This is a genomic window from Spectribacter hydrogenoxidans, from assembly GCF_031846275.1.
In the GTDB taxonomy this organism is placed as follows: domain Bacteria; phylum Pseudomonadota; class Gammaproteobacteria; order Nevskiales; family Salinisphaeraceae; genus Spectribacter; species Spectribacter hydrogenoxidans.
Genome location: NZ_JAVRIB010000007.1, coordinates 20,839 through 41,582, shown reverse-complemented (window position 1 = coordinate 41,582; position 20,744 = coordinate 20,839). Strand labels below are relative to the sequence as shown.

The following is a 20,744-nucleotide window of genomic DNA, read 5'->3' as shown; positions in this document are numbered from 1 at the left end:
ATCACCGCCGGCGAGTCACCACGTAGTAGTCGCCCATGCCCAGATAGAAATGAAGCCGCGACAATTCCCCGCTTTCCTGCCGGACGCGATAATACGGACACCCCATCTCGTCGTAGCCGGCCAACTCCACCCATGTCCGCCAGTCTCCATCAACTGATTCGCTCGTGCGGCCATCGACCGGGGCCGCAAAGGCCAGTGCCCAAGCGGCCAGCCACAGCAGCCAGCCGCGGACAACGCCACGTCGGTCGGGATGGGATTCACTCAGGATCGTCTCGGGCATGAAGCTCTCCGGGTAGGCGGCGCCTGGCGCCGATGTCCCTTCGAAGCTATCGCGAGACCGGGAATATGCAACGCCCCAGCCCGGTCTGGCTGGCATCCCGTTTCTCATGGGCACCCGGCCGCCGCCTGTTACCCGAAATTTGGGTCGGGCCTTCCGATCAGCGTACCGCTGCCGAGCGCTTCCAATAGGCTCGCAATAGGGTTTCCACCTCTCCCACGTCGCGACAGACATGCACGATGTCTCCGCACTCCTGCACGATCACGGGTCGCCTACTCCCCGCCATTTCCATCAGCGCGCGTTTCAGCATTTGCTGCTCATGCTCGCTTTGTGCATCGCGAATATGGTCTAGCTCGACGGTGTTCTTATCCCTGTTGTCCATTTTGATCTCCTATTATGGTTATCCGACAAGCGATTCCTGTCGGTTCACCCTCTATTTAGAGATCTGGATTTTCTGATCACGCCGGTTTTCCCCAGCGGACTTTCCCCGGGGTTCAGCGGCTGCCGATAACCCCATTCGAGAAGGCAGGACGCCTTCGAGCCCCCGGGTAGGCACGCGAAGCGCCCGCGGCGCGGTCCGGACCAGGGGCCAGGTGGTGCCCGTGACACCCGTGATTCGCGCGGCCTTTTGGTGTAGCGTCGGGGTGTATGGGCATACAGCCTCACAACGGCAGTCCCCGGCTGATCCAGCGGGCCTACAAGTTCCGGTGTTACCCGACCCCGGCGCAGCAGCGGGCGTTGGCCTGCCATTTCGGCGCCGCCCGCTGGGTCTGGAATTTCGGCCTCAACGCGCGCAGCAAGGCCTGGCGCCGGCGCACCGAGTCTCGGTCGGGCGTGGACATCTCCCGGCTGCTCACGACATTGAAGCGCACCCACCGGCATGCCTGGCTCAAAGCCACCCCGGCGACGGTGCTCACTCAGGCCCTGCGCGACCAGGATCGGGCCTTCAGCAACTTCTTCGCCGGCCGTGCCCGCTACCCGCGCTTCAAAAAGCGTGGCCATGCTCAGGCGATCCGCTTTCAGCTGGATCAGCGCCAGGTTCACCGGGCCTACCGGCCCGGTTACCTGACGCTGCCCGGGCTGGGCGAGATCAAGCTCCGGTGGTCGCGCACCCCGGGTGGCATACCGAAGATGGTCACCCTGCGTCGCAGCGCCACCGGCAAATACTTCGTCACCTTCATGTGCGAAGAAGTCGCCCCGGGCGTGGGCCCGGCCGCCTACGCCGCCGTGGGCATTGATCTGGGCCTGCGTGATCTCGTGGTCACCAGCCGCGGAGATCGGGCGCTGGCACCCCGGCATTACCGGGATGATCTCCGGCGCCTCAAACGCCAGCAGCGGGCCCTGGCGCGCAAGCGCAAGGGCTCGGCCCGGTGGCAGCGCCAGCGTCGTCGCGTGGCGCTGACCCACGAGCGCATCGCCAACCGGCGCACCCACACCCTGCATCAGATCACCCGGCGTCTGATTGACGACAACCAAGTCATCGGCGTCGAGGACCTGAACGTGCGGGGCATGCTGTCCAACCACCACCTGGCGTTATCGATTGCCGATGCCGCCTGGACCGAGCTGCGCCGGCAGCTCACCTACAAGGCCGCCTGGGGCGGCCGTGAGGTGGTGGTGATTGACCGGTGGGCGCCCACGAGCAAGACCTGCTCGGGGTGTGGCCACCGGATGACGGCGATGCCGCTGTCCATGCGGCACTGGTCCTGCCCCGCCTGCGGGGCAACCCACGATCGCGACGTGAACGCTGCGATCAATATCCAGCGACTTGCTACCGGCGGGAGGCCGGAATGTCAGGCGCGTGGAGGCCGGACGATCCCGTGTGGTGACGCAGCACCTGCTGTGCTCGCCCCGGCGGCCTGCGAAGCGCGAATCAATCCCGCCCCGGATGCCGCGGAACGGACCGCGGTGACGGGGTGAGGGTGGAACTCCAAGCCATGAATACCTCCATCAGATTGGTATCCCCGACGCTAACCCGGAACCCGAAAAACGCCAGCCCCCTTTTGCCGCCCTATTTCGCCCGCTTTTGCCTCATAGACGCTCCACGGAGCGTCTGTGGGACGTGAGCTGTCGCGCCCATGGTCCTCTCACCAGATCAGGTCCGCACGAAATGCCCCAGAGACGTCCCATGGAACGTCTGTGAGGCATCTGCCCCGTGATCACCAGCGTTGTCGTCTCCCAAATGCCTCATTGAAGTTCCCCAGAACTTCGGAGAGGCATAAGCACCTGGTCCGCATCCCTTGCCGCAACTCCTGTTGGCCTCACTGAAGTTCCGTGGAGCGTCAATGAGACATCTCCTGGGCTGCTAGAGGCCGATCCAGCCGATGCCCTGGCATCCCTTTCCTCGCCAACTCCATCACCCGGGCAACACCCGCCGGAAAAGCCACCCCAAATAACGGACTTTCCGCCGACACTCCCAGTGCCCCACCCGCAATACTTCACTCCATGAACAACCTGTAAAGGCCGACCGAATGGTCCCGTTGACAGGAACCGGGGAACGTAGCTGTTTTTTCTGTCCATATAAGGAGTCGGCGAAGCCGAACCCTCAAACGACGCGTGTTTTTGTCCCGTTGACAGGAACCGATCAACGAGGGCTCTTTCTGTTGGCTAATGGGGGATTAGCCAAGTGATCATTCCGCAGGTCGCATCCCTCCGCTCAATGCCGCCCAATATCGGCCGGCAAATCGCGTTTTCGAATCCCGTTGACAGGAACCGGGTAACGAAGTCTCGCGTTGTTGGCTTATGCGAAATGAGCTTACGCAGCCTGAGCAACATCTGCCCACGCGTTCTCGTTGACTGGAACCGGGTAACGGAGAGTCAACATGATGACTAATGCACAAAAGGCCACGCGGAAAATCCCGTGTTCATCACCGTCGGCACGAGAGTCGTCTGCAGCGCCTGAAATACAAGGTTTCAAGCATACGTTGACAGGAACCGGGTAACGAGAGCCCATTTCTACCCCTAATGCAAACAAATAAATGGCTCATCGTCGAAAAAAATTATCACCAATGTACGTTGACAGGAACCGGGTAACGGGAGAGTCAAGCGTTGGCTAATGGGACATACATGCATTGCCTCCTGATTCCTGCAGCGTCGCCGCAGAAACACTTTTACGCCACGTTGACAGGAACCGGTCAACGTAGCCCGATTGTTTTGGAATGGGAAAGTACGACGAACCGTTTACAAGCAGAATACTGGGAAAACATGAATCCGGAGATACCATGACCGACACCCCGAATAACACCCTCGATAACGACGCCCTCCACGAGGTCATCCAGACCATCGATAAATCGCTCGATGATTGCTTCGACCAAGCCAAGCAGCTCGCCCAGGAATTCACGGACTTTCGATTGCTCAGCCTGAACGAGCGCCCAACCATGGACATGCTCTGGTTGATGCTTTACGTGAACCGTCGACCCGATGGAACCATCTACATCTACTGGCGCCGGGCCCGTAACAGCTATGTCCGCGATGGGGCCAAGCGCGTCATCTCCGACCACCTCCCCAAACCACGCTCGGGACCCTATCGGCCCTCGACCCTGAAATCCCACTCGCCGCCCTGGTCTCACGAGACCGTTCTCGACACCGAAGTCCGAGCCCAACACATCCGCGAGTCTGCCGCTGCGCTGAACACCGCTCGCCGGGCTCTGCTGGCGGTAACGCCCGATCTCAGCTACCAAGAGTCGGAGGACTGACCCAATGCACATCATCCCCGCCCTACAGTCCGATTCCGACGCTGACCCCATCCGCGCCCTCGCCTTCGAGGAACGCCGGACCCTGATCGCGGCCATGCGAGACGACACCCTCTCGACCCACCCGCTTCTGCCCGAGTTGCATCGACAGGGTCAGTGGCTGGTCTGTGACTGCCGGACCGACACGCCGCCCCTGCTCCACACCCGACGCACCGCCCAGGGCACGCTGACCCTCGTCCGCATGCACGGCCGTGCCCACCATGCCCCTGGCTGCCCCGTCGGCGAGGGCCTGACCGATCACTACGACGCCGATCCCGAACACACCGCCGCCCTCGAGCGCCTGCTCATTGACGCGATCATCGACAGCGGCATCCGTGACCTCTGGACCCTGGGTCCGGCTGACGACGGCGAGTGGCCCTCGCTGAAATCCGGTGTGCATCGCCTGAAGCGTTCCCTCGAGTCGGCCTCGATCGGCCGTCACCCCCTGAAGTCCCGCGTCATCACCGCGGCGCGTGACCTCCCCCGTCTTGCCGTGTCACTCCGTCGTGACTGCACCGACAGTGCTCACCCTCCGTCCGGCCTGCTTCTTGAGATCACCAAGGACCTGACCCGCTCCGGCCCGCGCCCACTCGGCGCCCTCGATCAAGGCCAGATCACCACGGTGAGGGGCCCAATCGTGCGCCTGGGCGCCTCGACGCCTGATGCCCTCTCCCTGGTAGCCCTGCACGTCCATCGCGGCACAGACGGCCGCTATGAGCCGGCTTAAGCGTTGTCCGTTCCCATCTACTCGAGGGGCCATCTCGCGCCGCTGCTAATCAGGCGACGTTCTACTACGCCACACTTGCATAGGCCTATGCGCGCACTTGACGAGAAACATCGATCATTCGAGCGGGATATCAGTCCGCACGCGCTCTCGAAACCCAGAATCACGAAAGATCGTCTCGCCGTCTCGAACTTCGATCCGCCCCTTAGGACGGTAGCCGCCATCCCGCACCCGACGCGTGCCGCCGGCATCAGGCGCACTGATCTCGCCCACGGGCTGATAATTGGAATCGCGGACGGTATAGCTGCCGTCTGCCTGCCGGTCCAGCCGATACTTCACGCGATACTGGTTATCGCGAATGACGTAGTCGTCGCCCCGCTGCTGTATGTCGCCCTGCCGCTGGTAGCTGCTGTTCCTGATCGTCCCGGTATCGCGGTCGCCGTACTGGAATTCCGAGAGCGTCCGCATGCGGGGTTCGGCGGTTGCGACGCAGCCGCTCAGGAGCAGGCCCGCGACTAGCAATGACAGGAGCCGCAATGCGGGTTCTTTCAATCGGTTGATCTGGCTCATGGCATCCGCTCCCGAGACGTCGAGACTAGCCGCTTGGCAATTTTCGCGTCAGGCTGCTCGGTAGACACCGCTCACGCTGCGGCGTTTGCTGCGCGCTGTCCATCGCCGATCTTGCATCGATGCCTAAGCATTACAGCGGACTGAAATCCCTCAGCGAAACCATGAAATATGGCACACAAGAACGACACTAAATGTCGCATTGATGCCTAAACTCTCGCTAATTGCAGCGCGCACCACACCGGATTCGACATCACAGAGCTATGTTCTACCTCTATCATCACTGGGACCTGGAAAGGCTTGCCGAATTGCTTAGCGTACTGCGGGCACGGCACGCCCCAGATCACGTCCTGCAACCAGATACGGTCATCGTGCCCAACCGCGGCGTCGGCCGATGGCTGCAGATGCAGCTCGCCGAGAGCGATGGCCTGGCCGCGAACATCGCAATGCCGTTGCTGGCCCGCTTCATCTGGCAACTCGTCCCGCAAACGCTTCCAGGTAACCCGGACAGTTCGGAATTCGAGCGCCACCGAATGCGTTGGCATCTGTATGCCCTGCTGCCCCGGGTCGCGCAAGACAATCAGGCCATCGCCCACTATCTTGCCGGTGAGCCACGCGATATCCACCGCCTGCAACTGGCTGACCAACTCGCCGACGTGTTCGACCAGTACCTGATCTATCGCCCCGGGCTGTTAAAGGCCTGGGAAAACGGTCGCGTCGAGGACAAGTCGCCGGAGCGGTGGCAAGCCGAAGTCTGGCAAGCGCTGACCGAGCGGCTGGGCAAGGAGCACCGCGCGCGGCTGCTGCAGCGATTCATCGAGACCGCGGCCCAGCCGGACGGACTCGAAACCGACACGCTGCCCCAAACCATCTACTGTTTCGGGCTCGGCCAGATCCCGCCCGAGTACGTGAAATTCCTATACGTGCTGGGCCAGCACGTCGACGTGCATTTCCTGCTCCCCAACCCTTGTGACGCCTACTGGGGCGACATCGAAAATCGCCGCGCGCAAATCGAAGTGTCATTGTCCGAGGAACTGCCAGAGGAAGAACAGCTCATCGAACAGGGACACCCTTTGCTAGGCAGCCTGGGGCGGGGTACGCGCGATCTGCTGCGCGTGCTTTATTCCGACGAGTTGACCGCCATCCACGAGCCCGAGCTGGGCGAGGCGCTGGCCTATCAGCCGCCGGCCGGGAATAGCCTCTTGGCGCGCGTACAGTCCGACATCATCCGGATGCAGGTAGCGGTGCGAAACGGTGGGCCGGGCGACGACGCGTCCGTCCAGGTGCACGCCTGCCATGGCCCGCTGCGCGAGGTGCAGGTGCTGCACGACCAACTGCTCGACCTGCTGGCACGCAAGCCCGACCTGCAGCCACGCGACATCGTGGTCATGCTGCCTGACATGGCGAGCTACGCGCCGGCCATACAGAGCGTATTCGGCGCCGCCGAGGGCCGGCGCTTTATTCCCTATTCGGTCTCCGACCGGTCCCGGGGGGCGAGCCACCCGATCATGCAGAGTTTCCGGCAACTGCTGGACCTGCCGCTGTCGCGCTGGGCGGCCAGCGATATCCTCGCGCTCGCCGCGGTGCCGGCCATCATGCGGCGGTTCGGGCTGGACCAGGCCATGCTGGCGACGGCCTCGGACTGGGTGGCCTCGGCCGGGGTGCGCTGGGGCTATGACGCGGACAGCCGGGCGGCCTTGGGGGCGGGCGCCATCACCCAGAACACCTGGCGCTTCGGGCTCGATCGCCTGCTGCTGGGGGTGGCGCAAAGCGACGACGAAACCCTGGTGGACGGTGTGGCCCCCTGGTCGGACCTTGAGGGTGGCGCGACCGCGGCCCTGGGCAATCTCTGGCATCTGGTCGAGCAATTGCACGCCTGGAGCGAGCGCCTGCAGAGCGAGACCACGGCCGTGGACTGGCAGGAGCGGCTCAACGCCATGGTCGCGGTACTGTTCCGGCCGGATCCCCAGGACCACCACGAACAGGCGGCCCTCGGCGAGCTGCACGAGGCCATCGCGGCCCTCGGCGAGGCCGCCGACTGCCTGGGCGACGAGCCCCTTTCCTGGCAGGCCGTGCGCGAGGCCCTGATCGGCGAGCTCGCCGTCGCCGGGGAGCGTCAGCCCTTCCTATCCGGCGGCGTGACCTTCTGCGGGCTGATGCCGCTGCGGGCGGTGCCCTTCCGGGTGGTGTGCTTGCTCGGCCTCAACGACGGCGACTTTCCCCGCCAGGAGCGCAACCGCGCCTTCAACATCCTGCGCGCAGCGCCTCGACTGGGCGATCACAACGTGCGCGACGACGACCGCTTGCTGTTCCTGCAGGCGGTTATGGCCGCTCGCGACGTGTTCTATGTCAGCTACACCGGCCAGGACGTGGCTGGTGGCGAGACCCTGCCGCCCTCGCCGCTGGTGGGCGAGTGGCTGGAATTCCTGCACCGGCATTACTTCGCCGGGCTGTCGCGCGAGACCTGCGAGGCGCGCCTGGTCGCCCGCCAGCCGATGCACCCGTTCAGCCAGCGGCTGTTCGCAGCCGAGCCCGAACATCCGCGGCTGTTCACCTTCGCACGCGAGTGGCAACCGGCCAGCCATGCCGGCCGTCGGGATCGTATCGCGGCACCCGGGTTCGTGGACGGCGGCCGGGCCGAGGCCCCGGACACCGAGGTCATCGAGCTAAGCCAGCTGCGCGCGTTCTTCGACCACCCCGCCAGGGCGTTCCTGCGCGGCCGGCTGCAACTGGACCTCGAATCACGGGAGGAAGCCGCCTCGGACGATGAGCCCCTGCATCTCGACGGTTTGAGCCGCTGGCAGGTGCGCGACAAACTGCTCGAGCAGGCCCAGCGCCACGGCCAGGCCAGCGTCCCCACCGAACCGGACCGGCTGTGGCGGGCCCGCGGCCTGCTGCCCCCGCCGCCCCTGGATGCGGCGCCCTTCGCCGACCAGGCCGAGCAGGTCAATGCCCTGCTGCCGATCTGGCGGGACTGGACGCGCGACGGCCAGCCACCGGGCTGGGTGGATATCGACCTGACCATCGACGGACAACGGCTGATGGGCCGCGTCGGCGGCCTGTGGCCGGACGGCCCGCGCCTGCTGCGCGCGGGCTCGCTGAGAATGAAATACCGCCTGCGCGCCTGGATCGACTATCTCGCCTACCGGGCCGCCGGCCACGCCGGCACGCTGCGGCTGGCCGGCCTCGACGACAAACGCAACGCCGTCGAATACGAGGCGACCATCGACGAACAAGGGGCGCGGCAGCACCTCGCGCAGCTGCTGCAGATCTTCGAGCAGGGCCAGCGCGAGCCGCTCGTGTTCCTGCCGAGCTTGGCCGAGACCTATCTCGAACACCTCGACAAAGGCAAGCCGGCAGACTACGCGTTGCGCAAAGCCAATGAAAAAGTGACCGCTGAGCCGGGCCGTGGGCGCGACTACGACGCGGATGATCCGTACTTCCGTATTCTCGTCGAGGATCACGCCCCGCTGGGGGAGGATCCCGATGCGCCGCGGTTCTGCGAGCTCGCCGAGGTCGTGTGCGGTCCCGCGCACCGGTATATCCGGATACCCGAGGGCGAAGACGCATGAGCCGGCAACCGTTCGATCCCCAGACCATGCCGCTGGACGGCATCCGGCTGGTCGAGGCCAGCGCCGGAACCGGCAAGACCTTCAGCCTGGCGGGGCTGTACCTGCGCCTGCTGGTGGAGAAAAAGCTGTGCGTGCGCGACATCCTGGTGATGACCTTCACCCGGGCGGCGACCAAGGAGCTGCGCGAGCGCATCCGCCAACGGCTGGTGGCGGCCGCGCGCATCGCCGGCGATCCCGACGCCGCCGACCCCGGCCGCCCGGACGACGCCTTCGCCGAGGCGGTGATCACCGCCAGCGGCGAGCGCCGCGTCGACCTCGCGCGGCGCCTGGCCGAGGCCGCCCACTGCATCGACGAGGCAACCATCACCACCATCCACGGCTTCTCCCAACGCGCGGCGACCGACAACGCCTTCGACAGCGCCCTGCCCTTCGACCGCGGCGAGCAGGTCGATGACAAGCTCATCTACGAAGAGGCCATCGCGGACTACTGGCGCAACCGAGCGTTGGGCGATAACCCCGATCTCGGTTTCGTCGACTGGTGGTCGACGCCGGACGATCTCGATGAATGTCTCAGGGATTTCCGCACGCGTCCCCACGCCCAGCTCGCCGGACCATCGAATACCGAAATCGAAAAGGCAGCACGCGAGCTACGCGAAACCTGGACGGACGACGGCAAGGCCTTCATCGACGAACTACGAATTTGCTGGCATGACGGCGTCTTCAAGAAGCAGGGCCTAAAGAAAGCGATCGAGCACCTGGGCGGCATCGACGAGGCCATCGAGCTGCTGGAACGGGCGCTGACAAAACCGGCTGCGATTCCGGGCCTGCCGGACGGGGTCGCCTACCTGAACGACCCGGATACCGAGGTGATGAAAAGGCACCTGGAGCGCGGCACGGCCTTGTTCGATCGGCCGCTGGCCAGGCAGTTGAGCCGCATGCAACCACTGGGCCGCCTGGCCGCCCTGCGCGAGGCGCGCGACGCCGTGCATTCCACCGCCCGTGCGCGCAAGCGCCAGCACCGCCAGTACAGCTTCGCGGACATGATCGAGGCGTTGCACGCGGCAGTCACCGATGCCACCACCGGCCCGCGGCTGGCCGATGCCATGCACGCCACCTGGCCCTGGGCGCTGGTCGACGAATTCCAGGATACCGATCCCCTGCAGTACGCGATCCTGCAACGCGTCTACGCCGGCCGCGAGTCCGGCGGACTGATCCTGATCGGCGATCCCAAGCAGGCGATCTTCGGTTTCCGCGGCGGCGACGTCTACGCCTACCTCGATGCCGCCGCCGATGCCGGCGGGCACACCTACAGCCTGGACACCAACTTCCGCTCCACCCAGGCGGTGCTCGACGGCATCGAGGCGCTGTTCCGCATGCCGGGCGAGGACAGCTTTCTGGTCGAGGGCATAGACTATCAGGGCGTGCAGGCGGGCCGGCCGGGCCAGCGCCAGCTTGTGACCAACGGCACTACCCAGCCCGCCATCACCCTTTGGCACCTGGCCATGGAGGCGCCGACCAAGGGCGTGGCCACCAACGCCTGCCAGGCCGCCTGCGTCGGCCAGATCCAGCGGCTGCTCGATCGCGAGCACGGCGGCATGATCCGCACGCGTTCCGTTGAACAGGAAACGTTCGAACAACGCGCGGTGGCGCCCCGGGACATCGCCGTGCTGGTCAATACCAACCGCCAGGCCGGCGACATGCAGCGTGCCCTGTCGGCTGTCGGCATCCCTGCGGTGTGCCTGCACCGGGACAGCGTGTTCGCCAGCGAAGAGGCGCGCGACGTGCTGCACGTGCTCAAGGCGGCCGCCAGCCCCACCGACGAGGGCGTCATGCGCGGGGCGCTGACCGGTGCGCTGCTCGGCTATCGCCTCGGCGACGTGATCGCGCTGGCCGATGACGAGCACCACTGGCAGGCGGCCACCGGGCGCTTCCAGCAGGCCCACGAGGCCTGGCGCGATCACGGCGTGCTGGCCATGCTCCAGCCTCTGGTCCAGGCGGGGGCCGAACACCTGCTGACCTACCTAGACGGCGAGCGGCGCATGAGCAATTACCTGCAGCTGGCCGAGCTGCTCGCCGAAGCCGAGAGCGAGACCTTCGGCATGACCGGGCTGCTGCGCTGGCTGCGCGAGGCCATTCGGCAGGCCGGCGAACCGGGCGGCGACGACGCCGCGCAGTTGCGCCTGGAATCCGACGAGGCACTGGTGCGCATCGCTACCGTGCACAAGGCCAAGGGGCTCGAATATCCGGTGGTGTTCCTGCCGTTCGCGCCCTGGCTGGGCGTGCCGCCGCCCCAAGCGTCTCCGGACCAGCCGCCGCATCAGTTCCACGACGACGAGCGCCGTGCACTGGTCGACGTGGCCGGCTCGGACGAGGCCCGGGAAGGCGCTATCCGGGAAACACGCGCCGAGGGCCTTCGCCTGCTCTATGTCGCGCTCACCCGCGCCGAGATCGCCTGTTTCTTCCCCTGGGGTGCGGCCAACGGCACCCCGGACAGCGCCCTGGCCAGCCTGCTGCATCGCGAGGATATCGCGCCGACATACTGGGGCGGCCAGAAGAAATCGCCTCCACTGGACGACGCGCGGGTTCGGCAACAGCTCGAAACACTCGCACAACGCGCCCCGCACGCCATCGGCATCCCGGCCCTGCCGCACGACAGCGGGCCACCGGCGCGCATGCCCACGCCTGCGGGAGAGCCCGGCCGGGCACGCAGCGACCTGCCCGACCCGCGTCCCCCCTGGTCGGTCTACAGCTTCACGCGCCTAGTGCATGCCGCCGGCCCGGACCGGGCCATGCCGGGCGCCGAGGACGAAATCGACACCGACACGACCGAGTCGGAGGCGGATGCGACACCGCTGCCCGAGCTGCCCGGCGGCACGGCCTTCGGCTCGGCGGTCCACTCCCTGCTGGAAAACGCCGAGCCCGCGGCCTGGCCGCCGCCCGGCGGCGACATCCCGGCCGGCCACCGCAACTGGGTGGAGTGGACCCTGCGTCGCTACGGCGTTGCACTGCCCGACGGGGCGGCCGGCGACGCGGCGGTCGACGCCACCGCGACGATGGTCCAGACGGGCCTGTACACCCCGCTGCCCCGTATCGGCCCCCTGGCCGAGCTGCCCCGGCAGGCGTGTCTGGCGGAGATGGAATTCGTGATGCGGCTGAACGGGCAGTCGCTCGGCGCGCTGCTCGACGTACTCGACGCCGCCGGCTACGCCCGGCAGTTGCCGCGTGAACGTCAGGCCGAGCTGCTGCGCGGACTGATGCACGGCTTCATCGACCTGGTCGTCGAGCACGACGACCGTTACTACGTGCTCGACCACAAGACCAACTACCTCGGCCCGAACGCCGAGGACTATCACGGCCCCGCGCTGCAAGCCGCCGTGCAACGCCGCCACTACGACCTGCAGTACCTGATCTACGTCACCGCGCTGCACCGCTTCCTGCGCCAGCGCCTGGCCGATTACGACCCCGAAACCCACCTGGGCGGGGTTCTGTACCTGTTCCTGCGCGGCATGGCGCCGGACGCCGGGAAGCGCGGCATCTTCTTCCATCGTCCCGACGCCGGATTGATCGAGCGCCTGGACGACCTGCTCGACCAGCCGGAGGTCGCGGCATGAGCGACACGCTGCGGACCCGCATGCAGCGCGCGGTCGACGAGCGCCGCGCCGCGCCCCTGGAAGCGGCCCTGGCCGACTGGGCCCTGCGGCATGGCGGCAGTCAGCCGGTGGCCGTTGCACTGGCGGCCTGCGCCCGTGCGGTGGCCGACGGCCACAGCTGCCTGTCGCTGGCGCACGCGCTGCCGGCCATCCCCGGCGAGCATCCCTTCTGCGATCGCGACGAGCTGGAGCGGGCCCTGCAGAGCAGCGAGCTGGTCGGCGCCCCGGGCGAGTCGCGACCGCTGATCCGCGAGGAGGAGCGGCTCTATCTGCACCGCTACTGGACCTACGAAGCCCGGCTGGCCGAGCGCCTGCGCAGGCTGCTGGCCGCCGAGCCGGACCGGGTCGACACCGCCGCGCTGCAACCCGACGGCGGGCTGTTCGACTACGGCTGGGTGGGCGACGACGAGACCCACTGGCAGGCCGTCGCCGCCTTCGTGGCCCTGCGCCATCGCTTCGCGGTGATCTCGGGCGGGCCCGGCACGGGCAAGACCTACACGGTGTTGCGCCTGATGCGCCTGCTCATCGAGTCGGCGCTGCGCGCCGGCGAGGCGCCACCGCTGATCCGCATGGCCGCGCCCACCGGCAAGGCCGCCGCGCGCATGGTCGAATCCACCCGCGCCGGGCTCACCGAGATGCCGGACCTGCCCGAGGCGGTCCGGACGCACATCCCGCTGGAGGCCGGCACCCTGCACCGGCTGATCGGCATCGGCTACGGCACGACGCGGCCGCGCCATGACCGCGACAACCCACTGGCCGCCGACGTGGTAATCGTCGACGAGGCCTCCATGGTCGACCTGCCCCTGATGGCCAAGCTCGTGGAGGCCCTGTCCGATCAGGCGCGGCTGATCCTGCTCGGCGATCGTTACCAGCTCGCCTCGGTCGAGTCCGGCTCCGTGCTCGCCGAGCTGTGCAGCGCCGCCGGCGTGAACCGGTTCACATCGGCCCAGCAGGAAGCGGCCGCCCCCCTGCTCGCCGACCCCATGGAAAACAGCGATAGCCCCCTGGCCGACCACGTGGTCACCCTGCAGACCAGCCACCGCTTCCAGGCGGACAGCCCCATAGGCCGACTGGCGGCCGCTGTTAACGACGGCGATGGCGAGACTGCCCTGGCCATCGCCGCCGACAGCGCCCCGGACATTACTCTGAACACGGACACTGGCGGTGACTCACTCGACGAGCTAGTCGAAGCGGCCGCCGAGCGCTACCAGGCCCTGATCGATACAACAGAACCGCAAATAGCGCTCGAACACCTACAGAGCCAATGCCTGCTGTGCGCCGTCCGCCACGGCCCCACCGGCAGCGTCACGCTCAACCGGCGCATCACCGAGCGGCTCGCGCAACAGCGCGGCTTCGACCCACGGCACGTCTGGTATCACGGCCGCCCCGTCATGGTTACCCGCAACGATTACCGAGCCGGGCTGTATAACGGCGACATCGGCGTGTGCCTGCGCGACGAGGAGGGCCACCTGCGGGTGTGGTTTGCAACCGACGAGGGCCTGCGTGCTTTCTTGCCCACGGCCCTGCCCGATCATGAAAGCGTCTACGCCATCACCGTGCACAAGAGCCAGGGGTCCGAGTTCGATCACGTCACACTCGTCCTGCCCCTGGAGGACAACAAGCTGCTCACGCGCGAGCTGATCTATACGGGCATCACGCGGGCCAGGATGACGGTGCGACTGTTCGGTAGCGGGGAAATCCTGACGGCCGCCATCCAGCGGCGGATCGAGCGTCATTCGGGTCTTTCAGATCGAATGCGTGAAGCTAGCCACGAGTAGAACGACACTCTGATGAAATACTCCAGATGTCGGCAAGGGCAATAATCAATCATGGAATCGTCGTTTAGCTGGCTCGACTACTCGGACAGGGAGCGCCGACGGGTTCTCGATGTCGTGCGCTCCCTGAGCGAACGCGACACGCGCGACGAGCTCGGTGTCGCTACCGTGCGTGACGCCTTGGCGGATCTTCTCGCTCCCGGCGTCTCGACGATTCAGACACGGGCGCGCTACTTTCTGTTCATCCCGTGGATCTACCGACAAATCGAAGAGCGTATCCGCAAGAAATCAGGCCACGTAGATAAAGCATGGGTTGCACGCAAGGCCCGCAATGAGGAGATCGATCTCATCGATCATCTCCGGAAAGCCGGCAATTCCGACGGCGTGATCGGGAGCTGGGCCGGCAAGTCTCTGCAACGCCTGCCGAGCAGCGTCTACTGGAACGGCCTACGTGAGTGGCGCATACGCCTGTGCCCCTGGGCCCTGGACGGGTACCACCATCGCCTCGCTGTGAACGGGGCACCACCTCGACAGTCCTCGGAAATCTCGGACGGTGCCCTTCCCAACTGGCATCCGGGCCTGCCTGAGGCGCCCGACGGCTTCCCGGAAGGGGCCACGATGACGCTACGCACGGAGGACGCGGAATATCTCCGTGACCGAATCCTGCAGCAGCACTCCGGCTCGCTACTCGGCCAGCTGGTTTTGGGTGATGCCAGGGCTGCCACAGTTCCAGAGCCGTGGGCCGCGCTAGAACTGGGCATCGAGCTACCGCCGGAGGTGGTCACCACACTACGGCACGCCCGTGAGTTCTCCCTGGCGATGAACGGCGCTGTGCTGATCTACAACCTGATGCTCGCCCAAGCGCCGCAGACGCCTCGTGACGAATGGATCGAGCGGTATCGCTCGATGCTGCGGGACTGGGCGAATGAAATCCATCTGCACGCCGCGGCCCTGGCTGGCTGGGACCGCACTGACTTCTGGCGCACCGTGGCACGTGCCAGGCCGCAAGTGCCCAGCCGAACGCAGAACTTCATCAATACCTGGCTCGACTGGCTGCTCGCAGCTCGTGATCCGGCGGCACTGGCCGACGATATCGACGTGCGCACCCTCATCGAGAATCGCGAACGCCAACTCAAGAAAGCCCAGGCCCGCCTCCAAAATCCCCGCCTGCTGGAGCTATGGAACGGAGCCACCGGCTCGGGCACGGCGCGGATGAACTATCGCTGGGATGTGATGCGAACGCACCTAACCGACATCCATCGTGGCCTGCGGAATATGCCGGAGAGCAAGGTTGCTTGAGCCGAACACCCGCAAGCTCTTGCTCGATTGCTTGCAGCCGCCGGACGAGTTCGTCCTGGATCGGGCAATCGGGACGACCTATTCACTCGACCTTTACGCGCTTCTCAGCGTGCCGGTGGCCTTCGTCTTTCGCGAGGCCGTCACGGACGACGGACAGATCGACCCGCTGGCGACCCTTGAGGCGTTGCGGCGGCATGCGGCGAACATCCACGTGTTCTGCCAGGCCGGCGCGATCCATGTGCCCCGCGGGCAGGAGCGCCTGTTCGCTTACCTGGAAGAGTCGGTCATACCCGTTTCCCCGCCAAGCGAATCGGGCGTTTTTCACCCCAAGACATGGCTGCTGCGGTTTGCCGGGCCCGACGACGCGATCGCGTACCGATTCGTCTGCCTCAGCCGGAATCTCACGTTCGACCGCTCCTGGGACACGGTTCTGGCGCTGGACGGCCAGCTTCAAGGAACACGCGTGCGCGATCCCGACCCGCAACCGCTGCGGGATTTCCTCGCCGCGCTGCCGGGCCTGGCCCGGCGCCCGGTACGTGAAGAAACACGCTCCGCCATACGCCGAGTGGCCGACGAGCTCTCGTATGTAAGCTTCGACCTTCCTCAGGACGTCGACGCCATACGATTTTGCCCCCTGGGCGTGCCCGGCGCAGCGCCGCCAAGTTTCTCACCGAGTCACCGGCCCTTGCTAATCGCATCACCATTTCTCAGCGAGGAGTGGCTGAAACAGCATGCCCAGGGACGAAGCGCCACCTACCTGATCAGCCGCGAGGACCAGCTTCTCGGCCTGCCCGCCCCCCTCCTGGATCAGTTTAAGGAACGCTACACGCTCGTCCAGGAGGCAACGCCCGAAGAAGACATGGAAGCGCAGGGAGAAGATGAGGATCTCCTGGACGGCCTGCATGCCAAGCTGTTCGTCATGGACGACGGCTGGGACGCGCATGTCTGGACCGGTTCAGCCAACGCCACGAACGCCGCGTTCCACCACAACGTCGAGATGCTGGTCGAGTTGATCGGCAAGAAGAGCAAGCTGGGCATCGACACCCTGCTGGCCGAGAACGACAATGAAACCTCGTTCCGCCATTTGCTCGACATCTGGCGCTCACCAGAGACCGAGCCGGACAAGTCCGACCCGGTAATCCAGCGCCTTGAGGAGCATCTTTACGTTGCACAACGCGCACTGGCTCGGGCGGAACTCGGCATCTCGTTAACCGAATCCGATACCGACGACCACTACGCCTGGACACTGAACGGGAAGTGGCCGCGACTCGGGGATGCTGTATCCGGGGTCGTGCGGCCTATCGGCCTTGAGCCCGAGCAGGCACGCCCAATCTCGCGCGAAGCCGTCCGCTTCGACGCGATCACTCTGGAGGGCATTAGCGCTTTTGTCGCCGTCGAGCTGACGGCATCGGAGGCCGATCAGGCGCGAAAGGCTCGCTTCGTGCTTCGCCTGCCGATCAAGGGTCTTCCGGAAGACCGGGCCAACCGGCTGCTGCGCCGGATGCTCCAGGATCGGTCGCAATTCATGCGGCTGCTAGTGCTGCTGCTGGCCGATGACGGGCTCGACGCCCTGATGAGCGCGAGTACCGGCGATAGCCACGCGGACGTGGGCCAATGGTTGGCCGGCGACACCGATACGCCCGTTCTCGAGACGCTGCTCAAGGCGCTGGACCGTTCGCCCGAGCGGCTCGATCAGATCAAGCGCCTGCTCGACGACCTAAGCGACAGCGGTAATATCGATCTGCTGTTGCCGGACGGGTTCCTCGCCATCTGGGAGGCGGTCTGGGCCAACCGCAAGCACGCAACGACCGATGTCTGACACCGGAAGCGCCAAGCCCGACGCCGAGCGGATGCTGGCCGCGCTCAAGCCGTTCCAGCGCGATACCGTCGATCACGTCTTCCGACGGATGTACACAGACCCCGACTGCACGCGGCGCTTCCTGGTGGCCGACGAGGTCGGACTGGGCAAAACTCTGGTCGCGCGCGGCCTGATCGCTCGCGCCATCGATCACCTGGAAGACAAGATCGAGCGCATCGATATCGTCTACATCTGCTCCAACGGCGACATAGCCCGTCAGAACCTGCAACGACTCAACATCACTGAGGACCACAAAGCCGCGGGCGTAGGCCGCCTGACCATGCTGCCCGCGATGCTGCCCCACTTGGACGCCCGCTTGAACTTCGTCGCCTTCACGCCCGGCACGTCGTTCAACCTTGGCTCGAGTTCCGGGCGACGGGAGGAACGCGCCCTGCTCTACTGGATGCTCGAAGATTTACACCGCCTGCCGACCAATGCCCGGGGCAAGGCACGAGGCCAAGGCGCTGCCCAGCTCTTCCAGTCCGGCGTCTCCGACCTCGGTGAATGGAAACGTTTCCTGGCAAACCGGTGGTTGCCGGGTATCGGCGCCGCGGAGATCGAACGGACGTTGCTCGACCGATTCGAAGTCGCCCTCCAGCACGAGGCGGCCCGAGCCGCACACGACGGTCGACCGTCGCTGCAAAGCCGCATCGAGGCCGCGTGTGCGCGTCTGAAAGGCCGCCACCCACACAACGCCGAATGGCCCCTGTGGCGGGAGACACAGGCGATCACCGGGGAGTTACGCGTGATCCTCGCGCACACCTGCCTCAGCGCCCTGGAACCGGACCTCGTGATCCTGGACGAGTTCCAGCGCTTCAAGGAGCTGCTCGATCCCGACAACCAGGCCGGCGAGCTGGCGCACAGCCTGTTCAACTATGCGGACGAGCACACCGCCGTGCGCACCCTCTTGCTCTCCGCCACACCGTACAAGATGTATACGCTTCACGCGGAGAGCGACGAAGAGGACCACTACAAGGACTTCATACAGACCCTGCGCTTTCTCACCGGCAGCGATGCAACGACACCCGAAATCTCAGAACTACTCAAGGGGATGCGCCGCGCACTCTACCGCACACCCGCAGCGGGGCCGGATGAGGCCCTGGAATACCGCGCGGCACTCGAGGCCCGGCTTCGCAAGGTGATGGTCCGTACCGAGCGCGCCAGCGGCTCGGCATCCGGCGACGACATGCTCCACGAGGTCATGGACAACCGGGCTACCCTTTCCGCCCGCGATGCGAGGCGCTATCTGGGCCTGCAGCGCATAGTTCGAGCCCTCAACGGTCCGGACATGATCGAGTACTGGAAGTCGGCGCCCTATTTACTGAACTTCATGGATGCCTACAAGATCAAGCGCGACCTGCTCGAGGCCATCAAAACCGGAGCGAACATCAAGCTCACCCGTGAGCTGAAGCGACACCGGGACCTGCTGCTCTCGCACCAGGACATCATCGCTTACGAGCCGATCGAAAGCGCCAACGCGCGCCTGGGCTCGCTGTTCGATGACATCGAAGAGCACGGCATGTGGCGCATGCTCTGGATGCCGCCGAGTCTGCCGCCATACCGGTTGCGCGGCGCCTACGCCGACGTCAATCACACCCGCCTGACCAAGCGCCTGATCTTCTCGGCCTGGCACGTGGTGCCCAAAACCATCGCCGGCTTGGTGAGCTACGACACCGAGCGCAGGCTGCACAAGCGGTTCAATCCGGAGGCCGTCAACACGCAGGAGGCGCGAAGCGCCCAGACACGCCCCCTACGGCTGGACATCAGCGAGGGGCGCCTCACGGGCCTGCCGCTGTTCGCGCTGCTCTATCCGTCGCACGTGCTGGCCCGCAGCGGCGCCGAAGCGCTTCACGCCGCTGCTCGGCGAACCGGCGACGACCCACCTGAGCTCGAAACGGTGCTTGCCCACGCCGAGGCCAGCATTCGGGCATTGCTGCCCCCGGATGCGATGCGATCCAAGGAAGGCCGACCAGACGAGGCCTGGTATTGGGTCTCCCCGATCCTGCTCGATCTCATGGACGACGCGCCTTCGGCCGAGGCTTGGTGGAATAGAAGAAACCTGGCCCATGAGTGGACGCAGGATAAACGCGAATCGAACGCCGAGGGCTGGCTTGCGCATCTCGCTCGTACACGAGAGGTTGTCGAGGGCTGGCGCCCGGACGGACCGCCACCAGCGGATCTCGTTTCGTTACTCGCCGAGGTCGCGATCGCCGGTCCGGCCACCAGCGCCCTGCGCAGCCTGCGCGCCGTGAGCGGCTACCGCGAGATGGATAACCCGGTGTGGTTGCGCGACGGCGCAGCGCGAATCGGCTGGGTCTACCGGCGCCTGTTCAACCAGATCGAGACGTCGGTGCTTATACGCGGCGAATACGGGCCCGGCGATCCAATGCCCTACTGGCGGAAAGCGCTTCGCTATGCTCTGGACGGCGGCCTACCTGCCGTCAACGACGAGTACTTTCACGTCCTGGCCGAATTCACTGCCGCCAGCGACCGGCCCCCAGCGACTGTATGCGAACGGGTCGTCGGAACATTCCACCAAGCCGTCGCCCTCCCACCCAGCCGCGTGGAGTGGGACGAAATCAATGTCGACACTGGCGAACCCGAGATTCGACCGCGACAGCGGCTACGCACCCATTTCGCGCTGCGCTTTGGTCAAGCGAACAGTGATGAAGGCGGCAAAGTCACCCACGAGGACCAGGTGCGCGCCGCGTTCAATTCACCGTTCTGGCCATTCGTGCTCGCTTCGACATCCGTAGGGCAGGAAGGTCTCGACTTCCATCCCTACTGTCATGCCATCATCCACTGGAACTTGCCGAGTAACCCCGTGGACATGGAACAGCGCGAAGGGCGCGTCCACCGCTATAAAGGACATGCCGTACGCAAGAATTTAGCGCACCAATACTCACGAGTCGGCCGCGTGGCCAACGGCAAAGATCGCTGGCGCATCATACTTGAGCACGCAAAGCACGAGCACGGCATCCAAAGTCGTGGGTTGGTTCCCGAATGGAGTTTCCCGACTGAGCAGGGCAGCCGCGTCGAGCGACACGTGCCTGTACTCTCGCTCAGCCGGGATGTTCAGCGATACGAACACCTGCGTACGTCGCTGGCGGCCTATCGAATGGTTTTTGGACATACAAGACAGGAAGACTTACTTGCTTACCTGCTTAAGCATATTAAAACGGGCGAGCTTACGGAATTGGCCCAACGACTACGAATTGATCTGGTTCCCAGTCATCGGGTGGTTCCATAACAGCTCACAACGAAGCCTACTGATACGAAGGAAGTCTACTCCGA

The 20,744-nt window shown here is 65.4% G+C and carries 12 protein-coding genes; 9 read left to right on the top strand and 3 right to left on the bottom strand.

Annotation, left to right across the window (positions count from 1 at the left end):
- Nucleotide 1: 1 nt before the first annotated feature.
- Nucleotides 2-280: a hypothetical protein gene (locus tag RM532_RS07990; protein WP_311652724.1), complete on the bottom strand. Its 279-nt coding sequence runs from the start codon at nucleotides 278-280 to the stop codon at nucleotides 2-4.
- A gap of 157 nt (nucleotides 281-437) precedes the next feature.
- Nucleotides 438-659: a hypothetical protein gene (locus tag RM532_RS07985; RefSeq protein WP_311652722.1), complete on the bottom strand. Its 222-nt coding sequence runs from the start codon at nucleotides 657-659 to the stop codon at nucleotides 438-440.
- 266 nt (nucleotides 660-925) lie between these two features.
- Here RM532_RS07985 and RM532_RS07980 point away from each other — a divergent pair, with 266 nt between their 5' ends.
- The 3 genes from RM532_RS07980 to RM532_RS07970 all read left to right on the top strand — a co-directional run bounded on the left by RM532_RS07980 (nucleotide 926) and on the right by RM532_RS07970 (nucleotide 4,732).
- On the top strand, nucleotides 926-2,194 hold the full coding sequence (locus RM532_RS07980) for an RNA-guided endonuclease InsQ/TnpB family protein (RefSeq protein WP_311652720.1): 1,269 nt from the start codon (nucleotides 926-928) through the stop codon (nucleotides 2,192-2,194).
- Between the two features lie 1,301 nt (nucleotides 2,195-3,495).
- Nucleotides 3,496-3,969, top strand: a complete 474-nt coding sequence (gene mobI, locus RM532_RS07975; RefSeq protein ID WP_311652719.1) for a conjugative transfer protein MobI(A/C) — start codon at nucleotides 3,496-3,498, stop codon at nucleotides 3,967-3,969.
- Nucleotides 3,970-3,973: 4 nt separating this feature from the next.
- Nucleotides 3,974-4,732 carry a hypothetical protein gene (locus RM532_RS07970; protein ID WP_311652718.1) on the top strand — a complete coding sequence of 253 codons (759 nt, stop codon included), beginning with the start codon at nucleotides 3,974-3,976 and terminating at the stop codon, nucleotides 4,730-4,732.
- A gap of 114 nt (nucleotides 4,733-4,846) precedes the next feature.
- On the opposite strand, the gene RM532_RS07965 is transcribed toward RM532_RS07970, so the two are convergent.
- Complete coding sequence (locus tag RM532_RS07965; protein WP_311652717.1) at nucleotides 4,847-5,299, bottom strand: hypothetical protein; 453 nt, start codon at nucleotides 5,297-5,299, stop codon at nucleotides 4,847-4,849.
- A gap of 260 nt (nucleotides 5,300-5,559) precedes the next feature.
- Here RM532_RS07965 and recC point away from each other — a divergent pair, with 260 nt between their 5' ends.
- From recC to RM532_RS07935, 6 genes are read left to right on the top strand one after another with little or no spacing between them, the layout of a single operon-like run.
- Nucleotides 5,560-8,868, top strand: coding sequence for an exodeoxyribonuclease V subunit gamma (gene recC / locus RM532_RS07960; protein WP_311652716.1), 3,309 nt, complete (start codon nucleotides 5,560-5,562; stop codon nucleotides 8,866-8,868).
- Complete coding sequence (recB, locus tag RM532_RS07955) at nucleotides 8,865-12,479, top strand: exodeoxyribonuclease V subunit beta (RefSeq protein WP_311652714.1); 3,615 nt, start codon at nucleotides 8,865-8,867, stop codon at nucleotides 12,477-12,479. Before recC ends, recB begins: the two co-directional genes overlap by 4 nt.
- Complete coding sequence (recD, locus tag RM532_RS07950) at nucleotides 12,476-14,296, top strand: exodeoxyribonuclease V subunit alpha (protein WP_311652713.1); 1,821 nt, start codon at nucleotides 12,476-12,478, stop codon at nucleotides 14,294-14,296. The genes recB and recD overlap by 4 nt, the downstream gene beginning before the upstream one ends.
- A 51-nt stretch (nucleotides 14,297-14,347) precedes the next feature.
- Nucleotides 14,348-15,592 carry a DUF6361 family protein gene (locus tag RM532_RS07945; protein WP_311652712.1) on the top strand — a complete coding sequence of 415 codons (1,245 nt, stop codon included), beginning with the start codon at nucleotides 14,348-14,350 and terminating at the stop codon, nucleotides 15,590-15,592.
- On the top strand, nucleotides 15,585-17,411 hold the full coding sequence (locus RM532_RS07940; RefSeq protein WP_311652711.1) for a hypothetical protein: 1,827 nt from the start codon (nucleotides 15,585-15,587) through the stop codon (nucleotides 17,409-17,411). Before RM532_RS07945 ends, RM532_RS07940 begins: the two co-directional genes overlap by 8 nt.
- Entirely contained in the window at nucleotides 17,404-20,700 is a 3,297-nt protein-coding gene (locus tag RM532_RS07935; protein ID WP_311652710.1) for a helicase-related protein, read from the top strand. The genes RM532_RS07940 and RM532_RS07935 overlap by 8 nt, the downstream gene beginning before the upstream one ends.
- Nucleotides 20,701-20,744 lie beyond the last annotated feature (44 nt).

Bases quoted from the DNA above. Each gene is read 5' to 3' on its own strand.
- RM532_RS07935 (WP_311652710.1), top strand. From the start codon at position 17,404: ATGTCTGACACCGGAAGCGCCAAGCCCGACGCCGAGCGGATGCTGGCC.
- RM532_RS07990 (WP_311652724.1), bottom strand. From the start codon at position 280: ATGCCCGAGACGATCCTGAGTGAATCCCATCCCGACCGACGTGGCGTT.
- RM532_RS07985 (WP_311652722.1), bottom strand. From the start codon at position 659: ATGGACAACAGGGATAAGAACACCGTCGAGCTAGACCATATTCGCGAT.
- RM532_RS07980 (WP_311652720.1), top strand. From the start codon at position 926: ATGGGCATACAGCCTCACAACGGCAGTCCCCGGCTGATCCAGCGGGCC.
- recD (WP_311652713.1), top strand. From the start codon at position 12,476: ATGAGCGACACGCTGCGGACCCGCATGCAGCGCGCGGTCGACGAGCGC.
- recB (WP_311652714.1), top strand. From the start codon at position 8,865: ATGAGCCGGCAACCGTTCGATCCCCAGACCATGCCGCTGGACGGCATC.
- mobI (WP_311652719.1), top strand. From the start codon at position 3,496: ATGACCGACACCCCGAATAACACCCTCGATAACGACGCCCTCCACGAG.
- recC (WP_311652716.1), top strand. From the start codon at position 5,560: ATGTTCTACCTCTATCATCACTGGGACCTGGAAAGGCTTGCCGAATTG.
- RM532_RS07945 (WP_311652712.1), top strand. From the start codon at position 14,348: ATGGAATCGTCGTTTAGCTGGCTCGACTACTCGGACAGGGAGCGCCGA.
- RM532_RS07965 (WP_311652717.1), bottom strand. From the start codon at position 5,299: ATGAGCCAGATCAACCGATTGAAAGAACCCGCATTGCGGCTCCTGTCA.
- RM532_RS07970 (WP_311652718.1), top strand. From the start codon at position 3,974: ATGCACATCATCCCCGCCCTACAGTCCGATTCCGACGCTGACCCCATC.